25 protein-coding genes are annotated in these 26,926 nt (G+C 65.8%); 14 read left to right on the top strand and 11 right to left on the bottom strand.

All coding sequences use genetic code 11. The features are described from left to right. Positions 1 to 29: 29 nt before the first annotated feature. Positions 30 to 1,208, bottom strand: a complete 1,179-nt coding sequence (locus PMO31116_RS11410; protein WP_150566806.1) for a GGDEF domain-containing protein — start codon at positions 1,206 to 1,208, stop codon at positions 30 to 32. Positions 1,209 to 1,390: 182 nt separating this feature from the next. Here PMO31116_RS11410 and PMO31116_RS11405 point away from each other — a divergent pair, with 182 nt between their 5' ends. Beyond that, complete coding sequence (locus PMO31116_RS11405; protein WP_174971177.1) at positions 1,391 to 1,942, top strand: DUF4019 domain-containing protein; 552 nt, start codon at positions 1,391 to 1,393, stop codon at positions 1,940 to 1,942. A 95-nt stretch (positions 1,943 to 2,037) separates the two neighbouring features. On the opposite strand, the gene PMO31116_RS11400 is transcribed toward PMO31116_RS11405, so the two are convergent. Beyond that, positions 2,038 to 2,676, bottom strand: coding sequence for a GntR family transcriptional regulator (locus tag PMO31116_RS11400; protein WP_150566804.1), 639 nt, complete (start codon positions 2,674 to 2,676; stop codon positions 2,038 to 2,040). 469 nt (positions 2,677 to 3,145) lie between these two features. After that, positions 3,146 to 3,439, bottom strand: a complete 294-nt coding sequence (locus tag PMO31116_RS11395; protein WP_145864328.1) for a hypothetical protein — start codon at positions 3,437 to 3,439, stop codon at positions 3,146 to 3,148. A gap of 128 nt (positions 3,440 to 3,567) precedes the next feature. Between PMO31116_RS11395 and PMO31116_RS11390 the strand changes: the two genes are divergently transcribed. Next, positions 3,568 to 3,876 carry a DUF4148 domain-containing protein gene (locus PMO31116_RS11390; protein WP_150566803.1) on the top strand — a complete coding sequence of 103 codons (309 nt, stop codon included), beginning with the start codon at positions 3,568 to 3,570 and terminating at the stop codon, positions 3,874 to 3,876. Positions 3,877 to 4,187: 311 nt separating this feature from the next. Here PMO31116_RS11390 and PMO31116_RS11385 read toward each other — a convergent pair whose 3' ends face one another. Continuing rightward, a complete protein-coding gene (locus PMO31116_RS11385) occupies positions 4,188 to 4,772 on the bottom strand; it encodes a GNAT family N-acetyltransferase (RefSeq protein WP_150566802.1) in 585 nt (194 codons plus the stop codon). Continuing rightward, positions 4,772 to 5,362, bottom strand: coding sequence for a helix-turn-helix domain-containing protein (locus PMO31116_RS11380; protein WP_145864325.1), 591 nt, complete (start codon positions 5,360 to 5,362; stop codon positions 4,772 to 4,774). Before PMO31116_RS11380 ends, PMO31116_RS11385 begins: the two co-directional genes overlap by 1 nt. 135 nt (positions 5,363 to 5,497) lie before the next feature. Between PMO31116_RS11380 and PMO31116_RS11375 the strand changes: the two genes are divergently transcribed. The 6 genes from PMO31116_RS11375 (at position 5,498) to PMO31116_RS11350 (ending at position 12,955) form a co-directional block, all read left to right on the top strand. Next, positions 5,498 to 6,013 (top strand): GNAT family N-acetyltransferase, encoded by a 516-nt coding sequence (locus PMO31116_RS11375; protein ID WP_174971171.1) that lies wholly within the window; start codon positions 5,498 to 5,500, stop codon positions 6,011 to 6,013. 594 nt (positions 6,014 to 6,607) lie between these two features. Next, positions 6,608 to 9,541 (top strand): xanthine dehydrogenase family protein molybdopterin-binding subunit, encoded by a 2,934-nt coding sequence (locus PMO31116_RS11370; protein ID WP_150566801.1) that lies wholly within the window; start codon positions 6,608 to 6,610, stop codon positions 9,539 to 9,541. Beyond that, a complete protein-coding gene (locus PMO31116_RS11365; RefSeq protein ID WP_150566800.1) occupies positions 9,538 to 10,269 on the top strand; it encodes a (2Fe-2S)-binding protein in 732 nt (243 codons plus the stop codon). The genes PMO31116_RS11370 and PMO31116_RS11365 overlap by 4 nt, the downstream gene beginning before the upstream one ends. Positions 10,270 to 10,427: 158 nt before the next feature. Then, positions 10,428 to 11,684 carry a c-type cytochrome gene (locus PMO31116_RS11360; RefSeq protein WP_150566840.1) on the top strand — a complete coding sequence of 419 codons (1,257 nt, stop codon included), beginning with the start codon at positions 10,428 to 10,430 and terminating at the stop codon, positions 11,682 to 11,684. Between the two features lie 44 nt (positions 11,685 to 11,728). After that, positions 11,729 to 12,412, top strand: a complete 684-nt coding sequence (locus PMO31116_RS11355) for a helix-turn-helix transcriptional regulator (protein WP_150566799.1) — start codon at positions 11,729 to 11,731, stop codon at positions 12,410 to 12,412. A gap of 171 nt (positions 12,413 to 12,583) precedes the next feature. Next, positions 12,584 to 12,955 (top strand): VOC family protein, encoded by a 372-nt coding sequence (locus PMO31116_RS11350; protein WP_023594851.1) that lies wholly within the window; start codon positions 12,584 to 12,586, stop codon positions 12,953 to 12,955. A gap of 5 nt (positions 12,956 to 12,960) precedes the next feature. On the opposite strand, the gene msrA is transcribed toward PMO31116_RS11350, so the two are convergent. From msrA to msrB, 3 genes are all read right to left on the bottom strand, one after another. Beyond that, positions 12,961 to 13,749 (bottom strand): peptide-methionine (S)-S-oxide reductase MsrA, encoded by a 789-nt coding sequence (msrA, locus tag PMO31116_RS11345; protein WP_150566798.1) that lies wholly within the window; start codon positions 13,747 to 13,749, stop codon positions 12,961 to 12,963. Positions 13,750 to 13,844: 95 nt separating this feature from the next. Beyond that, positions 13,845 to 15,728 carry a cytochrome c biogenesis protein DipZ gene (locus tag PMO31116_RS11340; protein WP_150566797.1) on the bottom strand — a complete coding sequence of 628 codons (1,884 nt, stop codon included), beginning with the start codon at positions 15,726 to 15,728 and terminating at the stop codon, positions 13,845 to 13,847. 109 nt (positions 15,729 to 15,837) lie between these two features. Continuing rightward, positions 15,838 to 16,443, bottom strand: a complete 606-nt coding sequence (msrB, locus tag PMO31116_RS11335; protein ID WP_150566796.1) for a peptide-methionine (R)-S-oxide reductase MsrB — start codon at positions 16,441 to 16,443, stop codon at positions 15,838 to 15,840. Between the two features lie 252 nt (positions 16,444 to 16,695). On the opposite strand from msrB, the gene PMO31116_RS11330 reads away from it, so the two are divergent. Both PMO31116_RS11330 and PMO31116_RS11325 read left to right on the top strand, forming a co-directional pair. After that, entirely contained in the window at positions 16,696 to 17,439 is a 744-nt protein-coding gene (locus PMO31116_RS11330; protein WP_023594855.1) for a response regulator transcription factor, read from the top strand. Then, on the top strand, positions 17,436 to 18,926 hold the full coding sequence (locus PMO31116_RS11325) for a sensor histidine kinase (protein ID WP_150566795.1): 1,491 nt from the start codon (positions 17,436 to 17,438) through the stop codon (positions 18,924 to 18,926). The genes PMO31116_RS11330 and PMO31116_RS11325 overlap by 4 nt, the downstream gene beginning before the upstream one ends. Here the strand turns inward: PMO31116_RS11325 and PMO31116_RS11320 are convergent. Both PMO31116_RS11320 and PMO31116_RS11315 read right to left on the bottom strand, forming a co-directional pair. After that, complete coding sequence (locus tag PMO31116_RS11320) at positions 18,910 to 19,854, bottom strand: hypothetical protein (RefSeq protein WP_174971168.1); 945 nt, start codon at positions 19,852 to 19,854, stop codon at positions 18,910 to 18,912. The two genes, PMO31116_RS11325 and PMO31116_RS11320, sit on opposite strands and share 17 nt — an antisense overlap. A gap of 431 nt (positions 19,855 to 20,285) precedes the next feature. Continuing rightward, positions 20,286 to 21,665, bottom strand: a complete 1,380-nt coding sequence (locus tag PMO31116_RS11315) for an SLC13 family permease (RefSeq protein WP_150566793.1) — start codon at positions 21,663 to 21,665, stop codon at positions 20,286 to 20,288. 304 nt (positions 21,666 to 21,969) lie between these two features. Here PMO31116_RS11315 and PMO31116_RS11310 point away from each other — a divergent pair, with 304 nt between their 5' ends. The 3 genes from PMO31116_RS11310 (at position 21,970) to groL (ending at position 24,461) form a co-directional block, all read left to right on the top strand. Beyond that, positions 21,970 to 22,347 (top strand): ESPR domain-containing protein, encoded by a 378-nt coding sequence (locus PMO31116_RS11310; RefSeq protein WP_150566792.1) that lies wholly within the window; start codon positions 21,970 to 21,972, stop codon positions 22,345 to 22,347. Positions 22,348 to 22,474: 127 nt separating this feature from the next. Next, positions 22,475 to 22,765 (top strand): co-chaperone GroES, encoded by a 291-nt coding sequence (gene groES, locus PMO31116_RS11305; RefSeq protein ID WP_023594870.1) that lies wholly within the window; start codon positions 22,475 to 22,477, stop codon positions 22,763 to 22,765. A gap of 49 nt (positions 22,766 to 22,814) precedes the next feature. After that, positions 22,815 to 24,461, top strand: coding sequence for a chaperonin GroEL (gene groL, locus PMO31116_RS11300; protein ID WP_150566791.1), 1,647 nt, complete (start codon positions 22,815 to 22,817; stop codon positions 24,459 to 24,461). A 141-nt stretch (positions 24,462 to 24,602) separates the two neighbouring features. On the opposite strand, the gene PMO31116_RS11295 is transcribed toward groL, so the two are convergent. Beyond that, positions 24,603 to 25,580 (bottom strand): LysR substrate-binding domain-containing protein, encoded by a 978-nt coding sequence (locus PMO31116_RS11295; RefSeq protein WP_150566790.1) that lies wholly within the window; start codon positions 25,578 to 25,580, stop codon positions 24,603 to 24,605. Positions 25,581 to 25,682: 102 nt separating this feature from the next. Here PMO31116_RS11295 and PMO31116_RS11290 point away from each other — a divergent pair, with 102 nt between their 5' ends. Continuing rightward, positions 25,683 to 26,894 (top strand): MFS transporter, encoded by a 1,212-nt coding sequence (locus PMO31116_RS11290; protein WP_150566789.1) that lies wholly within the window; start codon positions 25,683 to 25,685, stop codon positions 26,892 to 26,894. Positions 26,895 to 26,926 lie beyond the last annotated feature (32 nt).

Here is a 26,926-nt window from a genome sequence, read left to right as displayed (position 1 = left end):
GCCCGCCGGCGGCGTCACGGCCGTCGGGTTCAACCGGCTTCGGGCGCGGTCTCGTCGCTCGGCAACACGTCGGAGAGCACGAGGTTGCGCCCTGATATCTTGGCGGCGTACAGGGCCCGGTCCGCCCGCGCGCAGAAGGCCTCGAGGCTTTCATGTTCGTGCCACGTCGCGACGCCACCGCTCAGCGTGTAGTGGCACACGCCGAAGGGGCCCGCCACCAGATGCCGGCTTGCCTGCGTGCGCAAGCGTTCGGCGATGCGAATGGCGCCGTGCGTATCGGTGCCCGGCAGCAGTATCGCGAATTCCTCGCCTCCCAGGCGCCCGAACACATCGTCCTCGCGCAGGCTGTCGCGCACCAGCTTCACGAATTCGCGCAGCACCGTGTCGCCACCTGCGTGGCCATGCGTGTCGTTGATCTGCTTGAAGTGATCGAGATCGATCACCACGATCGACAGCGGCAGGCTGCGCGAGAGCGCCCGCGCCATTTCCTGACGCGCCAGCAGGTCAAAGTGCTTGCGTGAGAGCGCGCCCGTCAGGTAGTCGCGGTTGGCCGCCTCCTCGGCGGTGGCGAGCATGGCATCGTGGATCATCAGCACCGAGCCCATCGTCATCGCCGGCATGACGACCGAGCCGATGACGAGCATGACGGCATTGAATGCCGTTGGAGCCAACAGGTCGGGGCCAGGCGCGGGCGTGAGCCCGAACACCAGGCCGCGTACGATGTGTCCGAGCGCGAACGCAGTGGCCAGCCCGGCCGTCAGCCAATAGTAATAAGGCGGGCGGCGCGGCGGCACGTTCCGCAGAATCATGACGGCGATGGCCAGCAGGATCGACGCATGGAAGGCCGAGACGACCACCACGCGGACCTGTGGACTGTCGAAGCCATAGCGCCAGAGCACCATCACCGCGCAAAGCCCGGCCAGCAAAGCCGCCAGCACTCGCCAGTGCGGTGGCCGACCAAGGAAACGAGCGCACCCGGCGTAATAGAGGAGCAGCCCGCCTGCCAGCGCCACGTTGGCCGTGGGAATCGAGAGAAAATCGGGCACCACGCCGCGCAGCGCGAACAGTGGAAGGGAGACGAGCACGGCGAGGTTGGCCAGGCACCATTCGCGAACGCCTGCCACGCGCGAACGTAGCAGCGAGCCCACGATCAGCAACATCATGAAGCTGAGCAGTGAAGTGATCGCAAGCAAAGAGGTCGTCAACATGGCGATGACCGGCGGGGGGAACAGACATTTGATGAGCATTGTAGTGTACGCCGGTGCGCCCGTTGCAAGCGTGCGCCGATGTGCGTCAATGCGCTTCGCCAGCTTTCGCTGCCCGTCGAATGACGCCATGCCCCAGTAGAATGTGCCCGTCCGATTTTTCCCGATTCAAGGAGTTCGCGCCAATGCCGACGTTCCACCCCGATGCGTTTCCCCGGTTTCGACTTCGCGCCGCAAGGCGTGGGCTGGTGCTCGCCCTCGTCGCGGGGGGCGGCCTGATTGCCGCCTCAGCGCACGCGCAGCAAGAGCCGATGCTGCGTCGCTCGGCGCAGCCGCCTCTGTTCTCCAGTCCCGCGAGCAACGTGTCCGCGCCTGCGGTCGACATCAATCGCGACGTCCGACCCGCACTTGAGGCTGCCAACCTCTGGCTCGGCCTGACGGACGTCAACCGCGCCCAGCAAAGCTGGGAGCAAGCCGCGCCGGTGTTCCAGCAGTCGGTGACGGCCGAGCGCTGGGCGCAAAGCCTGCAATCGGCGCGCACGCCGCTAGGCAAGGTCAAGACACGTAAAACCCGCGACGCGATCTTCACGCGCCACATTTCGGGACAGCCGGACGGTGAGTACGTGGTGATTCAGTACGAGACGTCGTTCGAAAACAAGGCGGACGCGCATGAGATGGTGACGATGGTCTTCGGCATCGACGGCCGCTGGCGTGTCGCCGGTTATCAGGTGCGCTGATCCGGCGGACGACGCTGTGCGGCGCGGCACCGGAGTGTGCGGGCGTGAATGGATGCGAAATTGTGCAAACGTACGCTAAATGACGCAAAGGCGCGTCAGCGCGGCAGCGCCGGCTCCACGATGTCTCGCGTAGTCTCCACGTGGGCGCGCGCGACCTCTTCTGCGCGATCCTCGTCGCCGTCGCGCAGCGCGGCGAGCAGTTCCCGGTGCTGGGCGTTGGTCGCGCGCAGTTGACCGTCGGAGAACATGACAGGCACACGCAGCGCCCAATAGTAGAACTGCGTGCGCTCGTGAAATTGCGCCAGCACCTCGCTGTCGGCGGCCGCCATGATCCGGTCGTGGAACTCGCTGTTCAGGCGATTGAGCGCGAGCCGCGGCGTGTCGCTGCCCGGCTCCATTTGCTCGATGAGCGCGGCAAGTGCGTCGCACGCCGCCGGGGTGATCTTGCGCGCGGCCAATCGGGCCGCTTCGGCTTCGATCGCCGCCCGGCCTTCGAAAATGGCGCGAACGGACAGGTGGTCGGCGCCCTGGACCTCCCAACCGCGGTTGCGGGCGATGAGCCCCTCGCCTTGCAGAATGAGCAGGGCTTCTCGAACGGGCGTGCGGCCCACGCCCAGTCGCTGGATCAGGTCGTCCTCGATGAGGCGCTGCCCCGGTCTGAGCTCCGAGGCGAGAATCATGCTGCGGATCTTCGTCCGTACTTCACCAGTGATCAGGTTGCTGGGCGCTTTCATCTGAGGCTTGTCTTCCGTGGTTCGGCGCACGCGCCGTGTGCTTCGATGAGATCGCCAAGGGCGGGCCCGGCGTCTCCTAGGCGGGGCATGTGGTCGTCTCCTCCGGCGTACGCCACCCCATGGCGGAGCGGATTTTACCGAGATTCCTGCTGGCTCCCGGAATCCGTTCCCAAAACGTCAACGTTCACGGGAACGTGCGTGAGACGGACCCACAGCGGCGAATTTTGCGCAATTCTTTCGGTTTCCGAAGCGAGAACTCGCCAAGGCGATCGTTTGCGTTCGGCGAACGGCACTCGAACCCGCGCCGTAGCAGGTTCGCGCTCACTGACCTGGTGAGGGCACACCCATCGCCCCGGCGTTGCGGGTACCGAAACATAGGCTGGCCACGACCGATCGACGCTGCCGAAGCGGGAAAGCCGCGGAAAGGAATAACCACTCAAACGTTATGGCTATTTGGGTGTGTGGCGGGTTAGGCGTCGGCGTCGAGCTTGCGGTCGACACGCCAGATGTTGGCGTCACCGGTGGCAACGAGCCGCCAGTGCTTCGCGGGCAATGGGGTGCCCGCCATGGTGCGATAGGGCGCCACATGCAACGTCAGGGTGCCCTCGGCGTTGCGTTCGTATTGGCCGACGCTTCCCGCGCCGTCGCTGAATTCCAAAATCACCGCGCCTGCTGACGCGAGTCGCCCGTCGAGCGCCGTGAGTCGGGCGCCCGGATAGAGATGGGTGTGATGCACATGGAAACGCATACGGCCCCTTTTCATTCAATAATTTCTAAATAAGAAATAAATGATTATTGAATGTCGTATTTATCATCAAAGTGCGCACTAATAGAATTTAACTGTCGACGATGAAACAAGCATCGCCCCTTTCAATAGACAGGAGAAACACCATGAAGCGCACTCTTCTTACCTCTGCCCTGATTTCCGCCATGTTGGCCGTGTCGGCCGGTTCGGCATTCGCCAGCGATGCCTTTGACGGTCCCTCGGAGTTCTCGTGGGTACCGCAAACCAGCGTGCTTACCCGCGCCCAGGTTCGCGACGAACTGATCCAGGCCCAAAAGGCGGGGCTGGTCGTTCAACACGATACCGTGTATCCGAAGGCCGCACCCAGCGCACAACCCGCAACCGCTGCCGCGCCGATCACCGCCGGCGCCGTCGGTGGCCTGCAGCGTGCCGGCACGACTTACTTCGGCAACTGACCGCCACTCCGGCGTGCCCCGTCCCTCCGGGCACGCCGCACGCATTGCGGCGTCGACATTGGCTTATGAGTCGCCGGGCCGTGTCGGCGCCCGGACCGCTTGCGGTATCGACCCGACTCCCCGACATCTTTGATGCTGCCGGTGACAATTCCGGCGATCCGCCGCTGGCTCCTGTCGCTGTGCGAGGGTCATCGCACAGGACCTTCCCGTCGCGCTTGCGGCGGGTTTTTTGCGTGGCGTCCGTCCTGGACGCAGTGTGGCACCATCAGCGCATTCCGTTTTCGTGCCACTTTGCGTGCCTCGGCGCGGTGTCAGAGATGTTTGTAATAAAAAGTGGTCGCGCAGAAGGCACCGTCGGGCATCAGGGCGAACTTGGGCACGTCGCCAGCGCGATGCCAGCCGCTGCGTCGATAGAGTCTCTCGGCGTCGCCCCCGGTAACGGTATCGAGCACGAGCACGTGGCGGCCCTCGCTGCGCGCCACGTCGTCGATAGCCGACATCAGGCGTTGCGCCACGCCCTGGCGCCGCGCGCAGCGATGCACCAGCATCTTGGCGACATCGGCACGATGCGGCTGGTTCTCGGGTAGATCGAGAATCAGTTGCACGGTGCCGACGATGTCCCCGTCCCCCGGTGTGCCGGGGGCGTCGCGTCGTGCCACGAGCAGCGCGCGCTCGCCCCGCGCCACGCTTTCGGCGACCTTGCGCCAGAACGCGCCGGCGCGCTCGCGGGTGAGCGGTCGCATGAAGCTCACCGAGGCTCCGCCTTCCACGCAATCGATGAGGACATCCGTCAACGCCTCGACGCAGGCGAGCGCCTGGGCGCCGTCGAGCCGGTGCAGCGAGACCTCGAAAGGGGGGACAGGGGAGGCCGGGTGGGACGAGTTCGGGAACGACATCAGGAAGGTCTCCTTGCAGGGACGAAGGGCAGCGTCACGAGTCCGACGAGGTAACGCGCCGTCGACTTCGCGGGATTGTGGAACCCGATCGGCTGGTCGAGCCGCATTGCGAGGCAGTCGCCCGCCTCCAGGCGCCAGCTGGCGTCGCCCAGCGTGATCTCGATGGTGCCCTCGATGACCCAGATCTGTTGCCAGACCTCGTTGTCCCGTGCGCTGGTGTCATACGCCACACGCTCGCCCGGGGGAAACTGCACCTCGACGAACTGCAGCGGCGACGGTTGGGCGGGCGAGAGGTTGCGTCTCACGTAGCCCGAGTCGGGGTCGGTCCACACCGGCTGGTCGGCACGGCGGGCCAGCGGAGAGGGCGGGGCGTCTTCCTCGACGCCCGGCTCGAACATCGACGCGAGCGTCACGCCGAGTGCCGAGGCGAGCTTGTCCAGCACGTTGGCGGTCGGGCTGGTCTGGGCGCGCTCGATGAGCGAAATGCTCGAGCGACTCACCCCGCTGCGCTCGGCCAGCGCGTCAAGAGAATAGCCGCGCTCGCTGCGCAGTTCGCGTACGCGACGGGCAATGCGTTCGTTAATATCCATGTCATCCAGTTTACTGGAAATTTATTTCCATTAAAATGGATGGCATCGTGCCCGGATGTCGTCAGGCGGCATCGGGCAACATCGGGCTTCACCGTTCACGCCGTCGACGACGGCCTCTCGCTTGCGGGCATTACCATGACTTCCTCGTTGAATTCCTCGATCGTCGTTCGCGATGCCACCGACGCCGATCTTTCCGTGATTCGCGACATTTACAACGATGCCGTCGAGCACACCACGGCCATCTGGAACGAAGTGCTCGTCGACGTGGAGAATCGACGCGAGTGGCTCGCCGCGCGCGTCGCGCGCGGATTTCCGGTCATCGTCGCCGAGCGGGACGGCAAGGTGCTCGGCTACGCGTCGTTCGGCGACTGGCGCGCGTTCGACGGCTATCGCCATACCGTGGAGCACTCGATCTACATCGACAAACACGCGCGCGGGGGCGGCCTGGGCGAGACACTCATGCGCGCGCTGATCGAACGCGCCCGCGCGCTGAAGGTTCACGTGATGATCGCGAGCATCGAAGCGCAGAACGCGCCATCGATCAAGCTGCACGAAAAGCTTGGCTTTCGCATCGTCGGCACCTTCAGCGAAGTCGGCATCAAGTTCGGGCGCTGGCTCGATCTGACGTGCATGGAACTGCGTATCGACTGACGGTGCGGCAGCACGCAACACACTATCATCGCGTGTCGCTGTGTCCCGACGGATACAGCGACATTTCTCTTCTCACATAGGCGTTATCACGCCGATCGAATACGGCTCGCGCACCCCGGTCACGCGGCCCGCCGCACGCCGCCCGGGGCGTGCGTTCTCACGCAGTGCACCACGTCCAATCTTGTCAATCCGGAACTCGGCGTGTAGCCTTGAAACGTCCGGTGTCACTCATGAAGCGTGTTCTCATAGAACCTCACGAGCGCATCACGGCAGGTGAATGTCACGCGTTGTGAATAGGTACCGTGCGTCGACGTCGTCGTTCCGACGGAGTCCTGAGGAATTGGCCCCGTGATCGTTGCCGTGCTGTTTTGAGCGCGTTGGCGTCCGCGCGAGCCCCGCGATCGTGCTTCGTGACGTGACGGTCCCCCCCCAAAAAACAAGACGGACGGAACGCTTATGCCGCGCCTGCCAAGAAAACACTGTCCTCCCGCGGCTGTGTCGAGCGAAGACGCTCGTCCCGATGCCGCTTCAGCCACCTCCGCATCTTCCCCCGACTGCGCAGCACCCGAAACTTCGCCCGATACGGCGCCGGGCATGGCTCTGACACGTCGCGGCTTTCTCAAGGCCTCGGTGATCGCGGGCATTTCGGTGTACATCGCGCCGCTGGGCAGCCGGGCGTTCGCCGCGCTGTTCGAGGAGAAGAACCTGACGCCCATGGCATGGGACGCCGCCAAGGGGCAGGCCCGGTTCCGTATCGACGGCACGGCCAAGGTCACCGGCGCGAAGATCTTCGCGCGCGATGTCCGTGCGCGCGATATGCCGGGCTGGCCCGCGCAGCAGGCCCATGCGTTCGTGCTGCGCGTCACGCGCGCCGACCGCCCCTACCTCGGCTTCGATCTCTCGCGGCTCGACGACGGCCTGCAACCGGATCGCATCGTGACGGCCGAGGATCTCGTTCGCGACGGCGTGGCGTTCCCCGAATTCTATGGCGACGACATGCTGTTGCCGGCGGGCAAGACGCCCGCCTATCTCGGTCACGCGGTGGCGATCCTGATCTATCGCGACTTCACGCGCTTCCGATTCGCCAAGGACAGGCTCAAGTTCCACGACGAAATCATTCGCTACGGCGACGTGACCGGCCCGTTGGAGCGTGACCCGTGGGGCAGCTTCCGATATGTTCGCGTGGGCGGCAACACGGCCTATGACGACGACGTGTATTCGAGCCTGAAGGACGCGCCCATTTTCCCGAGCATGATGCGCAAGCACTTGCCGGTTTGGCCGGACGGCAACGATCACGGCAAGCTCGACGAGCAGGGGATGGCCCACGCCGGCACGATCGATGCGTCGCTGCGCAATCCGCCGGCCAACTGGCTGGTGATGTCGCGGGAATACCGTACGCAGTCGATCGACACCGCGGCGCTCGAGCCCGATAACGCGAACTGCTGGTACGACAGCGCCACGCAGACGCTGCATATGGTCGTACCGACGCAATCGCCGTCGGAGGTCGCCGAGAACGCGGCGGCCATGGCTGCCAAGGGGCGCTTCCCCGTGAAGCGTCTGATCGTGTACCCGTGCTACACGGTGGGGTACGGATCGAAGGATCACTACAACATGCCGTTCTACGGTCTGGCTGCGGCGCTCTATGGCGACGGCCTGCCCGTGCGCCTCGCCAACGATCGCTACGAGCAGTTCCAGACATCGCTCAAGCGTCACGCTTTCACCATGCGCTATCGCATCGGCGTGGACAAGGAGAGCGGCATGCTCCAGGCGTTCGCCGCCGACATGGAGTGCAACGGTGGCGGTCGCATGAATTTCTCGCCGTCGGTGGCGATGGTCGGCGCCACGGCGGCGCAATCGATCTACTACTTTCCGAAGAGCGATCTGGCGAGCGTGGCGATTGCCTCGCGCGCCATCGATGCCGGTTCCGCGCGCGGCTACGGCACGTTGCAGTCGATGGCCGCCACGGAAATGATGATCGACGAGATGGCCGCGCAACTGGGCGTCGATCCGATCGATTTCCGTTTGAAGAATGCCCTGCGCTCGGGCATGAAGAATACGCAGGGCGCGATTCCGGCGGGCGCGGTGCGGGTCGACGAGGTGCTTGAGCGAGCGAGGGCGCATCCGCTGTGGACGCAACGCGACAAGAAGAAGGCCGAGTACGAGGCCGCGCACCCGGGACGCCGCTATGGCGTGGGCTTCGCCTGCGTGCAAAAGGACTTCGGCACTGGCGCGGAGACGTCGTTCGCGCGAGTGGAATTCGACGAGGCGGGCCGGATCTCGCTGCATCACACTGCCGCCGAGATCGGCACGGGGACTTCCACGTCTCAGGCCGTGGCCGTGGCGAAGTGGCTCGGCATGCCGGCCACGGACGTCCACGTCGCCATCACCGACTGGCCGGAGTTGCCGGTGGTGACCAGCGGCGATCCGTATCTCATGTCACAGGCCGATCAGGACCGGCTCGCCGCGAATCCACGCTGGTCGCCGGGGTACGCGTCACCGTCGAGCGCAACGAATTCCGCGTTTTATTTCACGCACAGCACGCGCGAGGCGGCGCGTCTGGTATTCCTGCAGGGGCTGTGGCCGGCGGCGCTGTCGATCTGGCGTCGCGGGCTCGGCGGCGGCCAGGCCGCGCCGCTCGTGGTGCGTGCCGAAGATGCACGCTGGGTGGATGGCAAGCTCTCGGCCGCCGGTCTCGAAGCGTTGCCGATGGCCACGCTCGCCAGGACCGCGCATGCGCTGGGGTTGGTGACTGGCGCGACCGTGCACGTCTTCAATCGCTGGCAGTGGGCCGAAGCGGATTGGGACCTGGGCGATGGCGTGATTCAGCGCCTGCCGGTTGACGGCGTCTCATTGCGCTACGGCAAGGGCGGCGCGAATGCCGCGGCGGCGGCGCAGGCGCCCGCTGCGCAGACCCCGGCGGCCAAAGGCGTGCATCGCAATGGCAATGCCCCCGCGAAATCCGCGTCCCCCGTGGCCGCGGCGGCGGGTTTGCAGGTCGCGGCGCCCACGCCCGGCACCGGCTACCGCACACTGGACCGCAAGCGCGTGTACTACCCGCCGGTCCAGCGCAACAACGCGGCCGTGACTTACTACAGCGCGGTCGGCACGCTCGTGGAGTTGTCCGTGCATGAGGCCTCCGGCAAGGTCGAACTGCTCACGCATCATTCGATCATGGAGTGTGGCAATCAGATTTCGCCGCAGCTTGTGTCCGGGCAACTGCAGGGCGGCCTCGCCATGGGCATCGGCCACGCGTTGCATGAATATCTGCCGCTTTACGAAGACGGCCCCGGCAACGGCACGTGGAACTTTAACCGCTACCACTTGCCGCGCGCGGTCGACGTCGCCGTATGGACGCAAACGGGGGAAGTGTTGCCCCCGATTTCCGAAACCGATGTGCCCAAGGGCATTGCCGAAGTGGTGATGATCCCCGTGGTGGGCGCGATCGTGAATGGCCTGGCCCATGCGATCGGCCATCGATTTACTGATTTGCCGGTGACGCCGGAGAAGATCCAGGAGGTACTGGCATGACGGACACAGCAACTGGCGCGAGCAGCGCAACCGGCGCTACCCGGACCGGACCGGACGTGGCGAGCGCGGGCGACGCCGCACAACCTCCCGCGCACAACGCGAGTGCGGCATCGGCGCCGGAGGCCCCGATGTCGGCCAGCGCTGCCGCAGCCCCGGCCGTGGCGCCCGCGAGCGGCACGAAGCCCTGGGAAACGCTGCCCGTGACCGTGAAGGTCAACGGCGTGACGCACGGCCCCACGGACGTACCCGCAGGTCTCATGATGATCGACTATCTGCACGAAACGCTGGGGCTGACCGGCTCGCGCCTGGGGTGCGGGCAAGGCATCTGCCACGCTTGCGTGGTGATCGTCGATCATGCGGACGGCAGCAGCGAGACCGTGCGGACGTGCATCACCGGCGCAAACTATTTCGACGGCAAGACCGTGCGCACGGTGGAGGGGCACGCCACGCGAGACGCCGACGGCAAGCTCACGCTGGCCCCGATCCAGCAGGCGTTCCTCGATCATTTCAGCTTCCAGTGCGGCTATTGCACGCCGGGCTTCGTCAACGCGGCCACGGTGCTCATCGAGCGGCTCAAGCGCCATCCGGTCGCGCGCGCCGATCTCGAGGCGGCGATCACCGAGGGCCTCAACGACCAGATCTGCCGGTGCACGGGATACGTGCGCTACTACGAGGCCGTGCGCGAGGTCGTTCTCAAGACGCCCGGCTGCGTCAAGGATGCAAAATGAGGCGCGAGATGAGGGGATACGCCATGAGCCTGAATCGCGTCACGCGCTGGGGCGCCCGCGCCGCGTGGCTGACGGCGGTGTTGCTCGTTGCCGCGTGCAACGACTCGAACGTGCCCAAGCCGCCCGGGCCCGCGCAACCGCCCAGGCCGAAGACATCGATGATGCCCTCGCTCGTCACGAGCGCGATGGCCGCCGATGCACCGAATGCATCGGCGGCGGCATCCACGCCTTCCACGGCTTCCACACCGGTGTCGCCAGCGGCGGCAGCGCCCGCCGCGAGCGCATCGCCGGAGACGATCGCGCGCGGCCGATACCTCGCGCGCGCGGCCGACTGCGCGGCGTGCCACACGAGCGCGGACGGTGCGCCGTTCGCGGGCGGCGTGCCGCTCAAGTCGCCGTTCGGCACGTTCTACGGCACCAACATCACGCCGGACAAGACGAACGGCATTGGCGGCTGGACGTCGGACGATTTCTACCGGGCGCTTCATGACGGCAAGGCCCCGGACAAGCCGTTGTATCCGGCCATGCCATACACGTCGTACCGGCAGATGTCGCGCGCCGACAGCGACGCCATCTATGCGTACCTGATGTCGGTGAAACCCGCTGCCGTACCCAATCGCCCGCATGCGCTTTCGTTCCCGTACACCCTGCGTTTCGGCATGCGTGTGTGGGACTGGATATTTCTCAAGGACACCTTGCCCGATGCGTCGAAGGGGCAGTCGGCGGACTGGCTTCGCGGGCGTTACCTCGCCAATGCGCTGGGCCATTGCGCGGAGTGCCACACGCCGCGCGGCACGTTCGGCCAGCTCGACAGTGCCAAGCCGCTGGGCGGCGCCTCGCTCGCGCGCATCGCCGCGCCCGACCTGACGCCCGAAGCGCTGGCCGCTCGCGGCTGGACGGTGAAGGACCTGCAGGCGTTCTTCGGCACGGGTATCGCGCCGCAGGGCTCGGCGTTCGGGGAGATGTACCCGGTCGTGCATCTGAGCACGCAGTACCTCACGCCCGACGACCTGCGCGCGCTCTCGACGTATCTGCTCGGCGACGCGCCACCCGCGCCCCGACCATTGCCGGACCCTCCCGACACCGGCAAATGGATGGCCGGACGCAACCTGTATCTTGCCGTCTGCGCCGGTTGCCACGCGGCCGACGGCACGGGAAAGCCACACGTGGCGGTGTCGATGCTGGGGAATTCGACGGTACGACAAAAGGATCCGCACAACCTGATCGTGGCGATTCTCGACGGGATCGCGCCGCAGAAATTCCCGGGCCTCGAAGCGATGCAGGACATGCCCGGCTTCGACAAGCGGCTGACCGATGCGCAGATCGCGGAATTGAGCAACTACCTTCGCGTGGCCTACGGTGGTCAGGCGGGCGACGTCAATTCCGAGATCGTCAGGCAGTTGCGCCAGAAGTAATCGGTCGCCGCCCCGTGCGAAGACATGGCGCATAATGACGCGCCATGTCACGCACACAACGTCTCTTCTCCCTGATGCAACTGCTGCGCCGCCACCAATACCCGGTGGCGGGCGCCGCGCTGGCCGACTCGCTCGGCGTGAGCCTGCGCACGCTGTATCGGGACATTGCCACGCTTCAGGCGCAGGGCGCGGACATCGAGGGGGCGCCGGGACTGGGCTATGTACTCAAGCCCGGGTTCATGCTCCCGCCGTTGATGTTCTCGGAAGAGGAGATCGAGGCGATCGTGCTCGGCTCGCGCTGGGTTGCCAGGCGGACCGACGGCGCACTCGCCGACGCGGCCGCCAACGCCCTGGCGAAGATTGCGGCGGTGCTGCCCTCGGATCTGCGCGCGTCGCTCGAGGCGTCGACCCTGCTGATCGGCCCGGGCGATCCGCTGCCGCCCATGATTGTCGACCTGACGGTCATTCGCGAGGCCATTCGCGCCGAGCGCAAACTCCATCTTGCCTATCGCGACGAAGCCGGACGGTTGTCCGAGCGCGTCGTCTGGCCGTTTGCGCTCGGCTTCTTCGAGCGCGTGCGCATGATCGTAGCCTGGTGCGAACTTCGCGATGGCTTCCGGCATTTTCGCGCCGACCGCATCGAGGCCATGACGGTGACCGCCTCGCGCTACCCTCGCGGGCGCCGCGCCCTGCTCAAATCATGGCGCGAGACGATCGGCAACACGTGATGCCGCGCCCGTGGGACGCCGGAGCCGGTGTTCCACGACTGAGTTCGGATGCTGACAAAATCTGACAGTATCTCCTCGTACGATAGCGCTCATGACAACGCCCGACGGCCCCGGAAGTTCGGTCTGCCATCGATGCGACGTGTCATTCCAACCTATCGACAGGAGCTAGTCATGCTGCACCCGAACATGGTCAATCTGTATGTTGCGAGTCCCCCCGAGAGCGCGGCGTTCTACGCCGATCTGTTCGACCTCGAGCCGGTCGAGGCGTCGCCCGGATTCGCGCTGTTCGTGTTTCCCTCGGGGCTGAAGCTCGGTCTCTGGGCGCGCTTCGCGGTGCAGCCCACGGTGATTGCCCCGCCCGGCGGCAGCGAGGTGGTGATTCCGGTGGCGTCCAACGCCCACGTGGACGCCACGTGGGAGGACTGGAGCGCGCGCGGCCTCACCATTTTGCAGGTGCCCACCACCATGGACTTCGGACGCACGTTCGTCGCGTCCGACCCCGACGGTCACCGCATCCGCGTGTACAAGCTCGCGAACGCCTGACGGGATCACTTCGCCGAGGCGGCTTTCACGAGGACCGGGGTCTCGCGATACTGCGTCGGGAACAGCCGCGCGAGATCCTTCACCTTCGGCAGATCGTTGATGACAATGTACGGATATGTCGGGTGCTCGGTGAGGAAGTCCTGGTGGTAAGCCTCGGCGGGGTAAAAGCCCGTGTACTTCTCGACTTTCGTCGCAATCGGCTTGCTGTAGGCGTGCGCTGCGTCCAGCTGGGCGATGTAGGCCTCGGCGACGCGACGTTGCGCATCGCTCATCGGGAACACGGCGGAGCGATATTGCGTGCCGGAGTCCGGGCCCTGACGGTTCACTTCGGTGGGGTTGTGGGCGACGGAGAAGTAGATCTGCAGCAGCTTGCCGTATGAGACCTGCTGTGGATCGAACGTCACCTGAACCGATTCGGCATGCCCCGTCGCGCCGCCGCTGACGGTCTCGTAGTTGGCCGTTTTCGCGGCGCCGCCCGCGTAGCCGGACTCCGCCTTCGTCACGCCTTTCACGTGCTGGAACACGCCCTGCACGCCCCAGAAGCAGCCCCCCGCGAACACGGCCGTTTCGGTACGGGCGCCGCTCGGCGGCTCGTCGATCCTGGGTGCGGCGATCTCGACGGCGGATTCGGCTCCGCCGAAGGCATACGCTCCGACCTGCCACGCCAACACCCCGGCCGCCACGGCCGCGGCGCCGAGCAGGGCGCGTCTCACGCGCGACGTTGGATGCGAGCTGGAAGTCACGCCGGAATCCGGCGCTGCGGACAAACGAGTCTGTGATTCGTACGGTTTCATCTGAAAGCTCCCGGCGTGCGATGACGCCTCGGTCAAGGGTGGGAATCGATGCGGCGCGGGGGTACGCGAGCGATACCCTAGCGCCGCGTGTTGGGTCAACCGAACGTGAAGGCGTAGGCCGACACCCCCGGGTCGAGGAACTCGATGCTGAACGTGCGATCGCGTACGTCGCCCGACTGGCGCACGAGCTGGTACAGCCGCTGCGATGTCACGACACCGGTGCCATCTGCGGCAACGTCGGTACCATGGGCTTCGCCTGGCGCTTCGCCGTCGAGCGTGACGCGAAAGCGTACGGGTTTGTCGTGGGTATCCGGGCCGAGCACGAGATGCAGGTCGCGTGCGTGGAAACGGTAGACGATGCGTGCGCCGGCTCGTGTGGCCGTGGCCTGTTCCGGACCGACGCGCCAGTCGCCGCCCAGCCCCCAGCGGTTGAGTTGCGGCATCGCCGGGGCGCGGTAGGCGCTGGACTGGTCGCGCACGGCGCCACCGGGCGAGACGAAGTTTTCAGCGCGCGCATAGCCGACATAGGTTTCGGGCGAGCGGACATCACGCATGTCGGCGGCTTGCTGTACACCGCCGGCGTTCACATCGGCCACACCATCGGCGACCTGCTTCGCGCCGGCTTCGCGCAGCAGTTGCTGGATGACCCGCTCCGACTCGGCGTAGTTGCCCTCGCCGAAGTGGTGATAGCGCACTCGTCCCCGTGCGTCGATGAAATAGTGGGCCGGCCAGTACTGGTTGTTGAAGCCGCGCCAGATGGCGTAGTTGTTGTCGATGGCCACGGGGTACGTGACGCCCAGGTCCTTCACGGCCTTCCTCACGTTGCCGATGTCGCGCTCGAAGGCGAATTCGGGGGCGTGCACGCCGATCACGACGAGTCCCTGATCGCGATACTTTTCGGCCCATGCCTTGACATAGGGCAGCGTGCGCAGGCAGTTGATGCAGGAATACGTCCAGAAGTCGATGAGCACAACCTTGCCGCGAAGCGCCTGCGCCGAGAGCGGCGCCGAATTGAGCCATTGCACGGCGCCGTCGAGCGACGGCAGCGTGCCCTCGACCGGCAACGACAGGGGTTCGGCGGCGACGGTGCGGACCATCCCATTGCCGGCGGCCATCATGGCGCCACCGCTTTTGTCATCGCCTCCGGCTGAGCTCATGGCGTCGTTCGCCGCGCGCGCCGCTCGCGCATCGGTGTCGCTGGCCGTCGCATCCGGGCCGGTGGCGGCATTGCGCGGAGCACCCAGCCGCTCGACGAGCTTTTGCTCGATGCCACCGGTCGACGCTGTGGAAATCTGAGCCAGTACGCCGGTATCGAGGCCGAGTGCGATGGCTGCGACGCCGGCGAGCATGAGGCCACCGAGCGCGCGACGAATCCATTCGCCGGCGCCGAGCGAGCGCTTCATCGCCGAGAAAACCCGCCCGCCGACGAGCAGGGCCAGGGCAAGCGACGTCGCGGCCCCGGCCGCATACGCGACGAGCAGCAGCGTGGTACCTGCGCTCGCGCCCTGCAGGGCGGCGCCGGTGAGCACGAGGCCGAGGATCGGGCCCGCGCACGGCGCCCAGAGCAGCCCGGTTGCTATGCCCAGCAGGAACGACGCGCCGGGGCGGGGGCCGTGCCCGGCGCCGGCGCGCGAAGCATCGCCTTCATGCGCCGACTGCGAAAGACGGTCGCCCAGCGTCACCAGCGGGTGGGTGAGCCATTCGGAGAGCTTCGGGAAAAGCAGCGTTGCTCCGAAAAGCGCAACGAGGGCGAGCGCGAGCCAGCGCCCGTATTGGTTCGCCTGCACGACCCAGTTGCCGCCTACGGCGGCGAGCGTGGCCACCAGTGCGAACATCAGCACCATGCCCGCGAGCATGGGCAACACGCTGCGCGAGAACGACTGGCCGGCGCGCGAGAAGACAAAGGGCAGCACCGGCAGAATGCACGGACTGACGATCGTCAGAATCCCGCCGAGATAGGCAAGGATGAGCAGAGTCATGAAGCGCTCCTGGTGCCTCGTCCAAAGGCGGACGAGGCGGCGGTTGTCGGGTTGGAGGCCGGCCGTCGCGGGCCCGCCTCCGGGGGAATGCCCGGGGCGAGGGCGCGGTTCAGGCGGGCTGCGGCACGAACGTCATCGCCAGCCCGTTCATGCAGTAGCGCAGGCCGGTCGGCTTCGGTCCATCGTCGAAAACATGGCCGAGGTGGCCGCCGCAGCGCCGGCAGTGCACTTCGGTGCGCACCATGCCGAAGGTCGTGTCGGTGCGTGTCCCGACGGCATGATCGAGCGGCGTCCAGAAGCTTGGCCAGCCGGTGTGGCTGTCGAACTTCGTGCGTGACGAGAACAGCGGCAGCGCGCAGCCGGCGCAGGCAAAGGTTCCGGCCCGGTGCTCGTCGTTGAGCGGGCTCGAATACGGGCGCTCGGTGCCTTCGCGGCGCAGGATGTCGTATTGCGCGGGCGTCAGGCGTCGGCGCCATTCGGCGTCGCTGTAGGCCACTTCGAAGTGCTCCTCGGTGCGCCCGGCGTCGCCGGCGAGCGCCGGACGCACGAGGCGCGGCACCAGCCCGGCGGCCACGGCGGCCGCGGCGGCGCCTGCGCTGAGCAGGAATAGCCGGCGCGACGGTGCCGGGTGCGCGAGGCTCGCGCCGTCGCGGGGCGCGCCTGGCGTCCCGCCATCCGTGGCGGGTCGACGCGGGTCAGGGGTGGGCAATCGCATGACGTCCTCCGTTGAATATGGGTCGATCCGGCGCGGTGCCGCCCCGTCGCCATGAATGCAGGGGAGCCTGGCGGCGGGGCGGCTTCAAGATATTGCGCAGTCCGGTGGTGCGCCGGATCGATGACTGAAGGGTAGTGCGCGGGCGATGGCGAAGTCCTCACGTAAAATTAAACAATTCGTGATACCTCGCGGTGCGCGATCTGCGCACAATGGGGGCACCAAGCCCCACTTTTTCCGGGAGTTGTTCCCCTGATGGAATCGCCGCGCCGTGTCCTGCTCGTCGAAGACGACGTGCATATTGCCGATCTGCTTACGCTGCACTTGCGTGACGAGCGCTTCGACGTCGTGCATTGCGCCGACGGCGATGAAGGCCTGCGCCGTCTCTCGGAAGGCAACTGGGACGCCCTCATCCTCGATCTCATGCTGCCCGGTGTCGACGGCCTGGAGATCTGCCGTCGTGCGCGCCAGATGACGCGCTACACGCCAATCATCATCACCAGTGCACGTTCGAGCGAAGTGCATCGCATTCTCGGGCTGGAACTCGGGGCCGACGACTATCTGGCCAAGCCGTTCTCCGTGCTCGAGCTGGTGGCGCGCGTCAAGGCGCTCATGCGACGCGTCGATGCGCTCGCACGCAATGCGCGCATGGAGGCGGGTAGCCTGGCGATCGCCGGGCTGTTCATCGATCCGATCGCGCGCGAGGCATCGCTTGGCGGCAAGCTGCTCGATCTCACGCCACGTGAGTTCGATCTGCTCTATTTCTTCGCGCGCCAGCCGGGCAAGGTCTTCTCGCGCATGGATCTGCTCAATGCCGTGTGGGGCTATCAGCACGAAGGCTACGAGCATACGGTCAACACGCACATCAACCGGCTGCGCGCCAAGATCGAAGCCGACCCCGCCCAGCCGGCCCGGATCCTCACGGTCTGGGGACGGGGCTACAAGTTCGCCAGCGACACCGGGCCCGAAGGCCCCGGCGCCGACGTGGGAGCCGCATGATGCGCCGCTGGAATCTCACGCTCACGCAACGGCTTTCCGTGGTGTTCGCCGTGCTCTTGCTGGTCTGCAGCGGCACGTCGGCCTGGATGCAGGTGCGCGCCAATCGCATGCACGAGGCCGAGGTCATCCAGGGACTCTCGCGCGGGCTTGCCGAGCACATCGCGGCGAATACGCAACTGATGGATGCCAACGGCATGAAACCCGATGCGGTGCGTCGGCTGTTCGGGCAGTTGATGGTCGTCAACCCCAGTGTCGAGGTCTATCTGCTCGACGCGCAGGGCCACATCACCGGGCACGCGGCGCCGGAAGGACATCTGCGTCGCATGGACGTCGATCTCGCGCCCATTCATCGCCTGCTCGACGGCGAGGCCTTGCCGATCTATGGAGACGACCCGCGCAACGCCGACGTGCGCAAGGTGTTCAGCGCCGCGCCCTTGCGCGTGGACGGCCGTGAAGTCGGCTACGTCTACGTGGTGTTGCTCGGCGAGGCGCATGACCGGTTCGCCGCGCGCGGCGCCACCAGTGCGGCGCTCAACACGGCCCTGTGGTCGATCGGGCTGGTGGCGGCGTTGTGCCTGCTCGCCGGTCTCGCGGCGTTCGCGCTGATCACGCGCCCGCTGCGGCGGCTCACGGACACGGTGCGAGACTTCGATATCGATGCCGCACCCGTGGCGTTGCCCGCCGTCTCGGCCGACGAACTGGCTTCGCAGCAGGCGCGTCCGAACGACGAGATCGTGGTGCTGGAGCGGGCGTTTAGGCAGATGGTCGAGCGGCTCGGGACACAATGGCGCACGCTCACGCGCCAGGATCAGGAGCGGCGCGAGCTCATCGCCAATATCTCGCACGATCTGCGCACGCCGCTGTCCTCGCTGCACGGCTATCTGGAGACACTTTCGCTCAAGGACGCCACGCTCACCGCCGACGAGCGGCGGCGCTATCTCGGCATCGCCCTCGACCAAAGCCGCAAGGTCGGCGCGCTGGCCCAGTCGCTTTTTGAACTGGCACGTCTGGAGCATGGTTTCGTGCAGCCCGAGGCTGAACCGTTCTCAGTGACCGATTTGATTCAGGACGTCTTTCAGAAATTCGAATTGAGTGCGGAATCGCGCGGTGTCGCGCTGCGAGCGGAACTCGCCCCGCAAATTCCGGCTGCGCGTGCCGACCTGGGCCTGATCGAGCGCGTGTTCACCAACCTGCTCGACAACGCGCTGCGTTATACCCCGGCGGGCGGTGAGATCACGGTGACGGTGGCGCCCGCGGGAACCGACATCGAGGTGCTGGTGAGCGATACCGGTCCGGGCATTCCGCAAAGCGCGCGCGAGGGGCTCTTCGAACGGCCGTTTACGGTGGGGGGCGCCCGCCGCGAGGGCGGGCTGGGGCTTCGGATCGTGCACCGCATCCTGCAACTGCACGACCGGCGCATCACCCTGGTGGACACCGTGGGCAATGGCGGGCAGGGCGCGACGTTCCGCTTCACCTTGCCGACGTGAGCTTGTCTGCGATGGCTTTGCCCGCGTTTGGTGCGTTTGGTGCCTTTGCGGCCGGTGCCGATATTGCCGGCGCCGTTGCGGTGTCGGGCGTGTCGGGCGTCGCGTCGAAGTACGTCAGCTTGCGCACGAAGACATTGGCGAACGGGTCCACTCGCGAGGCCTTCTCTCCCGGCGCCGCGGGCGATGTGATCACCACGCGCTGGATATTGCCGCGGCTGTCGTACTTGTAATGGTACTCGGACACGTGACGCTCGCCGGTGGCGGCGTCGGTGCGCGTCACTCGGATCAGTTCATGGCGCGGCGAGTACTCCGAGATCTCGTTGTCCCATGCCAGGGCGAGCCACTTGCCGTCGATGAAGGCGGCCGCGCCGTTGTCGTGCACGACGCGGCTGCCGTCCGGCTTGCGCTCCACGCTCGCGAACGTCCGGTACGAGACGACCTTTGGTGCCGGGCGGACCTTGCCGTCGGCCGTCACGACCTGACGCGCCTCGTTCGGCGCCTCCCACTGACGCGAGAGCGCGAAGCACTCGTCGTCGAACAGGCGCGCCTGCAGGCTGCCGGCGCGGCGATGATGCGCCCCGTTGGCCGATGCGATGATGCGACGCGTCCATTCGAGCCGACCATCGCTCTCCTGGCGCACCTGTTCCTTCCAGACACCACGTCGCGCGGCGCCTTTCACGAGCCAGGTGTCGGCGTCCTGCCAATCGACCGGCGCGCCATCGATGCTGCGCAGACGGCCCTGCGCGTCGTAGGCATAGTGCCCGCGGTCGGTGCTCGAGAGCAGGTGGCCCTGCGTGTCGAAATCCATGACGAAACGATTGCCGTTGTCGAGCGGGCCAACCTTGCCGGTCACGCGATCGTAGCTGGCGATGAAGCGGGTTTCCTCGATGCGTCGAACGCCGGCGGGAATGCCGCCGAAGTTGCGCATCAGGTCGTCCTCTTCGCGCAGTGACGTTTGGACGCACCACGGGAGCGGCGTCGCCTGAGGGCCGGCGGCGGGTTCGAGGGGTGCCGCGGACACCGTCGGGGAGGCGGCGGCCGGTGGCACGCTTGCCGACGCGCTCCCGGGCTGAGGTCCCGCGCAGCCGGCGAGGGCCGCGCCCAGCAAGCCGAGTGCCAGGGCGCCGCGCAGCGCGCTGCCGCAGCGCAAGCGCCGGGCGGGCAACGCGGGATGGTCGAAGGGCGCGGACGAAGCTGGCGATCCGGACGGAAGGGACGGAACCGATGAAACGGACGAAACCGATGAGACGGGTGAAACCGTTGAAACAGATGAAACGGACATCATCGCAAGTGGTTGCCTGAGATATTTCCCCCGATTGTACCGGCTCCACGAGGCCGCCCGGCCGAACGCCGGTCGACTCATTGCCAGAGCGCCCAGGCAAAGGCGGTGATCATGCCGATGCACACGGCGTTCAGGCCGAGCCCGGCTCGGATCATGGCGCGTTGCGGTACCCAGCCTGTGCCGAACACGATGGCGTTGGGTGGGGTGGCCACGGGCAGCATGAAGGCGCACGAGGCGCCGATGCCGATCACCATCGTCAGGAGCGTCTCGGGAAACCCCAAAGACACCGAGATGGCGGCGAATATCGGCACAAGAATCGCCGCGCTGGCCGTATTGCTCGTAAGCTCCGTGAGAAAGACGATGAAGGCGGCGGTAACGAGCAGCACCACCAGCGTCGGGCTTGTCGCGAAGGCACTCGACACCCCTTGGGCCAGGACGATGCTTGCGCCGGAGTCGCGCAGCACCACGCTCAGCGTGAGTCCGCCGCCGAACAGGAACAGCACTCCCCAATCCGTATGGGCCTGAATCTGCTTCCAATTGGCGACCCCCGAAGTCGCGATCAGTATGGCGGCGAGCAGGGCAATGAGCGTGTCGAGCTGCTTCACGCCGCCGAGCCACGCGGCGATCGGCTGGCTGAAGATCCAGCCGATCACGGTGAAGCCGAAGATGCCGACCGCCGCGATGCGCGGTCCGGTCCATGTCATCGGTTCGGTCGTCGTGTCGACCGCCTGGTCTAGGCGTGGCCGCAGCACCAGATAGAGCGTGGCGACCATGAGCGGCAGCAGCACGCCCACGAGCGGCACGCCGAACCGGGCCCATGCGAGGAAGTCGATCCCCAGATGCGTGGCCAACATGGCATTGGGCACACTGCCGACTACCGTGCCAAGGCCACCGATATTGGCGCTGTAGGCGATACCGAGCAGCAAAAAGGTGACGGTACGGTGATCCCGGCGCGTGTCGAGCTGGGTCAGGATGCCCAGCGCGAGCGGCAGCATCATCGATGTGGTGGACGTGTTGTTGACCCACATCGAAAGCAGGGCGGTGGCGCCGAACAACATGATCGCGGCCCGGCCCATGCGCCCACCCGCCAGATGGAGCAGCCGGTTCGCGAGAAACCGGTCGAGCCCCTGAATCCGCATGGCCGTGGCCAGGGCGAAGCCGCCGAAGAACAGAAATACGATCGGATGCGCGAACGCGCCCAGGGCGGTCGGCACGTCGAGAATGCCGAGCAGCACCGCCAGCACTGGCACCATCAACGCCGTGGCCGTCAGATGAACCGCTTCGGATAGCCATAGCACCGCGACGAAAGCGGCAAGCGCCAGTGCGCGGTTGGTCTTCTCTTCGAAGGGAAGCACACGGATGAGTGCCAGCATAAGCGCAGCATTGGCGAGCAGCACCCAGGCGTCGCGGGCAGACATGGCCCAGGTCCGGGTGAGCGTTTCGGTGGGGTGATTCATCTCCTGATACCTCAATCTACGTAGATTTTCGTTGACATGCTTGGATGCCGAACGAATCGAGGCGGTGCCTTCAGAAATATCCCAATGTTGGGCGGCGCGGCGGTCGCATCGAGTGCATTGCAAGTCGCCGGCGTTCCCGGCACTTCGAGAGAGAAGACGCGATCCACGTCGCACGACATATTTCATTCGGACTGCGACTTCAGTCCAATGCGCCGCCGCAACGCCGCAACGCCGCAACGCCGCAACGCCGCAACGCCGCGGGTAGCCTGCCCCTATCGATTCATCGAATAGATCAGGGGAGAGCGTGAATTACACATTCCGCGAGGTGTGGAATATCAGTCTGGGATTGTTTCAGGTCGTGTCGGAGACGGGGCGTTCGCGAACACGTGGCGGCGGCAATCGCTTGAAGCGTTCGGGAAGCGCGGCGATGGCCGGCGCCATTCTGCTGAGTGCCTCGGCAGTGGCGCCCGGGGCATACGCGCAGGCCGTCGGCGGCAGCGGTGGTGACGGGCACGGGGCGGAGGCGTGGGCTGAGGGGCCGGTGGGGGCGGTGGGGGCGCAAGCGGCGACACGACCCATGGCGGCGACGGACACGGCGGCATGGCGGGGGAGGGGCGGCGTGGGCGTGGGCTGCGCCGTCGTCGACACCAATTTTCGCCTCCGGGAAAACCCCGCGTCTTGAAATCGTAAAACCCCGTCCCTATAATTAGCACTCGTTGGCGCAGAGTGCTAACGCCATGAATTCATAGCATATGCAAACGATTGCATATTTGTTTTGACGATCTCATTGAGAGAAAGAGGAGCTTGTAATGAACCTTCGTCCCTTGCATGACCGCGTTATTGTCAAGCGCCTGGACAACGAAACGAAGACCGCATCGGGCATCGTGATCCCGGACGCCGCTGCCGAGAAGCCGGACCAGGGTGAAATCCTGGCTGTCGGCCCGGGCAAGCGTGACGATCAAGGCAAGGCGATCGCACTTGACGTGAAGGTGGGCGACCGCGTTCTGTTCGGCAAGTATGCTGGTCAAAGCGTGAAGGTCGATGGCCAGGAACTGCTGGTCATGCGCGAAGAAGACATCATGGCCGTCGTGGCCGCCTAAGTCTGTCTCCCCCAGGACATCTACGTAAAGTATTCAAGGAGTTATTGCAATGGCAGCTAAAGAAGTCGTTTTCGGCGATGCCGCTCGTGCCAAGATGGTCGAGGGCGTCAACATCCTCGCCAACGCCGTCAAGGTGACCCTGGGCCCGAAGGGCCGTAACGTCGTGCTCGAGCGCAGCTTCGGCGGCCCGACCGTGACCAAGGACGGTGTGTCGGTCGCCAAGGAAATCGAACTCAAGGACAAGCTCCAGAACATGGGCGCGCAAATGGTCAAGGAAGTGGCTTCCAAGACCAGCGACAACGCCGGTGACGGTACCACCACCGCTACGGTGCTCGCCCAGTCGATCGTCCGCGAAGGCATGAAGTTCGTGGCCGCCGGCATGAACCCGATGGACCTCAAGCGCGGTATCGACAAGGCCGTTGCCGCCGCCATCGACGAACTGCGCAAGATCAGCAAGCCCTGCACCACCAACAAGGAAATCGCTCAGGTCGGTTCGATCTCGGCCAACAGCGACACCTCGATCGGTGACTACATCGCCGCCGCCATGGACAAGGTCGGCAAGGAAGGCGTGATCACCGTCGAAGACGGCAAGTCGCTCCAGGACGAACTGGACGTCGTCGAAGGCATGCAATTCGACCGCGGCTACCTCTCGCCGTACTTCATCAACACCCCGGAAAAGCAAGTCGCGATCCTGGAGAACCCGTTCGTCCTGCTGTTCGACAAGAAGATCTCGAACATCCGTGACCTGCTGCCGGTGCTCGAGCAAGTCGCCAAGGCCGGCCGTCCGCTGCTGATCATCGCCGAAGACGTCGAAGGCGAAGCCCTCGCAACGCTGGTGGTCAACAACATCCGCGGCATCCTGAAGACCTGCGCCGTCAAGGCCCCGGGCTTCGGCGACCGTCGCAAGGCCATGCTGGAAGACATCGCCATCCTCACGGGCGGCCAGGTCATCGCCGAGGAAATTGGTCTGACGCTGGAAAAGGCGACGCTCAACGAACTGGGCCAGGCCAAGCGCATCGAAATCGGCAAGGAAAACACCATCATCATCGATGGCGCCGGTGAAGCCGCGAACATCGAAGCGCGCGTCAAGCAGATCCGCGCTCAGATCGAAGAAGCGTCGAGCGACTACGACCGTGAAAAGCTGCAAGAGCGCGTGGCCAAGCTGGCCGGCGGTGTTGCCGTGATCAAGGTCGGCGCCGCGACCGAAGTCGAAATGAAGGAAAAGAAGGCACGCGTGGAAGACGCGCTGCACGCCACCCGCGCTGCCGTGGAAGAAGGCATCGTCCCGGGCGGCGGTGTCGCTCTGCTGCGTGCTCGCGTTGCCGTGTCGGGCATCAAGGGTGCCAACCCCGACCAGGACGCCGGTATCAAGATCGTCCTGCGCGCCATGGAAGAGCCGCTGCGCCAGATCGTCACGAACGGTGGCGAAGAAGCCAGCGTCGTGGTGGCCAAGGTCGTGGAAGGCAAGGGTAACTTCGGCTACAACGCTTCGACCGGCGAGTACGGCGACCTGGTGGAAATGGGCGTCGTGGACCCGACGAAGGTCACCCGCACGGCACTGCAAAACGCCGCTTCGGTGTCGGGCCTGATGCTCACCACCGACTGCGCCGTCGCCGAACTGCCGAAGGAAGATGCACCGATGCCTGGCGGCATGGGTGACATGGGCGGCATGGGCGGCATGGGCATGGGCATGTAAGTCTCGCGAGAGACGGCTTGACCGGGCGCCGCGAGGCGCCCACTGCCCGGTCGCAGGGCCCCGTGGTCTCGATCACGTCGGCCCGCGCCAAAACGGCAACGAGTTCTCCGGGACTCGTTGCCGTTTTTTTTGCCTGCCGAGCTACCGAGCCGGTCGGGTTGGCGTGCCGGGCGTTGCGGTATCCATACCCGCGCCGCCGATTGCCGGTGGCACCTGCGGCGTCGTGGCGGCGATCTGCGCCTGCATCCACTGCCAGAACGCGTGAATGGAACGCTCCCGCGGATGGTTCTCACGCCAACTGACGTAATACTCGAGGCTGGGCGGCACCTGAATGTCGCCGATCTGCACCAGTTCCCCGGACGCGAGTGCGTCTCGCACCAGCAAGCTGCGTGTGGTGGCAACGCCTTGCCCCGCAAGGGCTGCTCGCAGCAGCAATCCCGAATCGTCGAAGATCGGTCCGCGCGTGGGCTCGTGCGGCGGCAAGCCGGCCGCAACCTGCCAGTCTCGCCACGAGCGATAGGAAAAGCGCAGCATGGGCAGCTTTGACACATCGGCGAGCGTGAAATCGGGCACGCGGGCAATCAACGCCGGATGGCACACCGCGATGACGTGGTCGTCGAGCAGCTTGCGCGTGACGAACCCCGGCTTCTCCACCCGCTGATGCCAGATACCCACGTCGACCGAATAGGGGTCGGGCGCCGGGATATCGGCATGGATCCGGACCACCAGATCGATATTCGGGTGTTGCTCGCTAAAGCAACCCAGACGGGGAATGAGCCATTGCGCGGCAAGATCGGTCATGACGCTGACTTCGAGGCGTACCGTCGCGAGCGACACGTCGGGGACCGTGCCGGCCCGGGCCTCGCTCATCGCTTCGTCGAGTTCCGACATCCCGATGCGCACGCGTTCGGCCAGCCGCGCGCCGACGCTGGTCGGGATCATGCGCGCGCCGACGCGACGAAACAGGGCTGTGCCGAGCTGCTGCTCGAGCGATCGCATGTGATGGCTCACGGCACTGTGCGTCAAATTCAATTCTTCGGCGGCCCGGGTAAAGCTCCGGTGACGCGCTGCCGCCTCAAGTGCACGCAGGGATTGGAGGGGGGGAAGGTGCTGGAACATGATGTCAAATTCTACTCACAATGCGAGCGCAAAGGTTTCGTTGGCCTGATCGCAGCGTTGCGCTGACAATCCCTACCCAAGCAATTCAGCAAGGTATCGTCCATGTCGAAAGCCCTTCGGATTTTCGTGCTGTTCGCCTGCGGCTACTTCGTCTCGTATGTGTACCGCGGCGTGAACATCGGGTTCGCCCCCTTCATGACGCGCGAACTTGGCCTCTCGTCCGCCGATCTCGGCCTGTTGACCAGCCTCTACTTCCTCGGTTTCGCTGGCGCGCAGTTGCCCGCGGGCGTGCTGCTCGACAAATTCGGCCCACGCCGGGTCGCCTCGCTCGTGCTGCTGCTGGCTGCCGCCGGCGCCGCCACGTTTGGGTTGGCGCAAGGCGTGGGCGCGCTCATGGTCGGACGTCTGCTGATCGGTGTGGGCGTCTCGGTATGTCTTGGCAGTGCGTTCAAGGCGCTGGCAATGTGGTTTCCGGTCGCGCGCCTGCCGCTGCTCAACGGCCTGGTGATGGCTGTTGGGGGCATGGGCGGGGTGGTCGTCGGCACGCCGCTGACATGGCTGCTCGGCCTGACCGATTGGCGGATGGTGTCGTTCGGGTTGGCGGCGCTGACGGTGTTCATGTCGGCGGCGCTCTGGTTCGGCGCTCCTGAGAAGCCGGGCTCGCACGCGCAGGGCGGGCTGGCCGAGGCGCTGCAGGGCGTGCGGCAGGTGCTCGGCAGTGCCATGTTCTGGAAGGTGACGTCGCTGTCAGGAATGACGCAAGGCGTGTTTTACGCCATGCAGTCGCTGTGGATGGCGCCGTTCATGCGCGACGTCGAAGGCATGAGCGAGACGCAGGCGGCCTCGCTGGTGTCCGTTGTCGGGCTCGCCATGATGGCCGGTAGCGTCGGCTTCGGCGCGGCGGCCCGTTCGCTGGAGCGACGGGGCCTGAGTGTTTTCGCATTCTCCGGCGTGGGCATGGTGTTGTTCGTCGTCGTGCAGGTGCTGCTCATGCTGCGCACGCCCATCCCTCCGATGTGGCTATGGGCGGCCTACGGGATCTTCGGCGGCACGGGCATTCTGTCGTACGCGGTGCTTGCCGAACACTTTCACGGAACGCTGATCGGACGCGTGAACACTTCGCTCACGCTCGTCATCTTCGTGCTGATCTTCCTGTGCCAGCTGGGGGTGGGGGCCATACTGGGCGCTTACACCGCTCACAGCGCGCAAGCTCACTTCTCCGCATGGACGGCGCTCGTCGTGCTGCAGGTGCTCGGCGCCGTGTGGTATTTCTGGCCGCAGCGCCAACGTGTGCGCGAGGGCGCCGCGGCCTGATGCCGCCATCGCTGTCTCGCTCGGGACAGGGC

Source organism: Pandoraea morbifera, from assembly GCF_902459575.1.
GTDB lineage: Bacteria > Pseudomonadota > Gammaproteobacteria > Burkholderiales > Burkholderiaceae > Pandoraea > Pandoraea morbifera.
The sequence above is the reverse complement of the archived record's forward strand: the minus strand, read 5'-3'. Positions and strand labels throughout refer to the sequence as shown.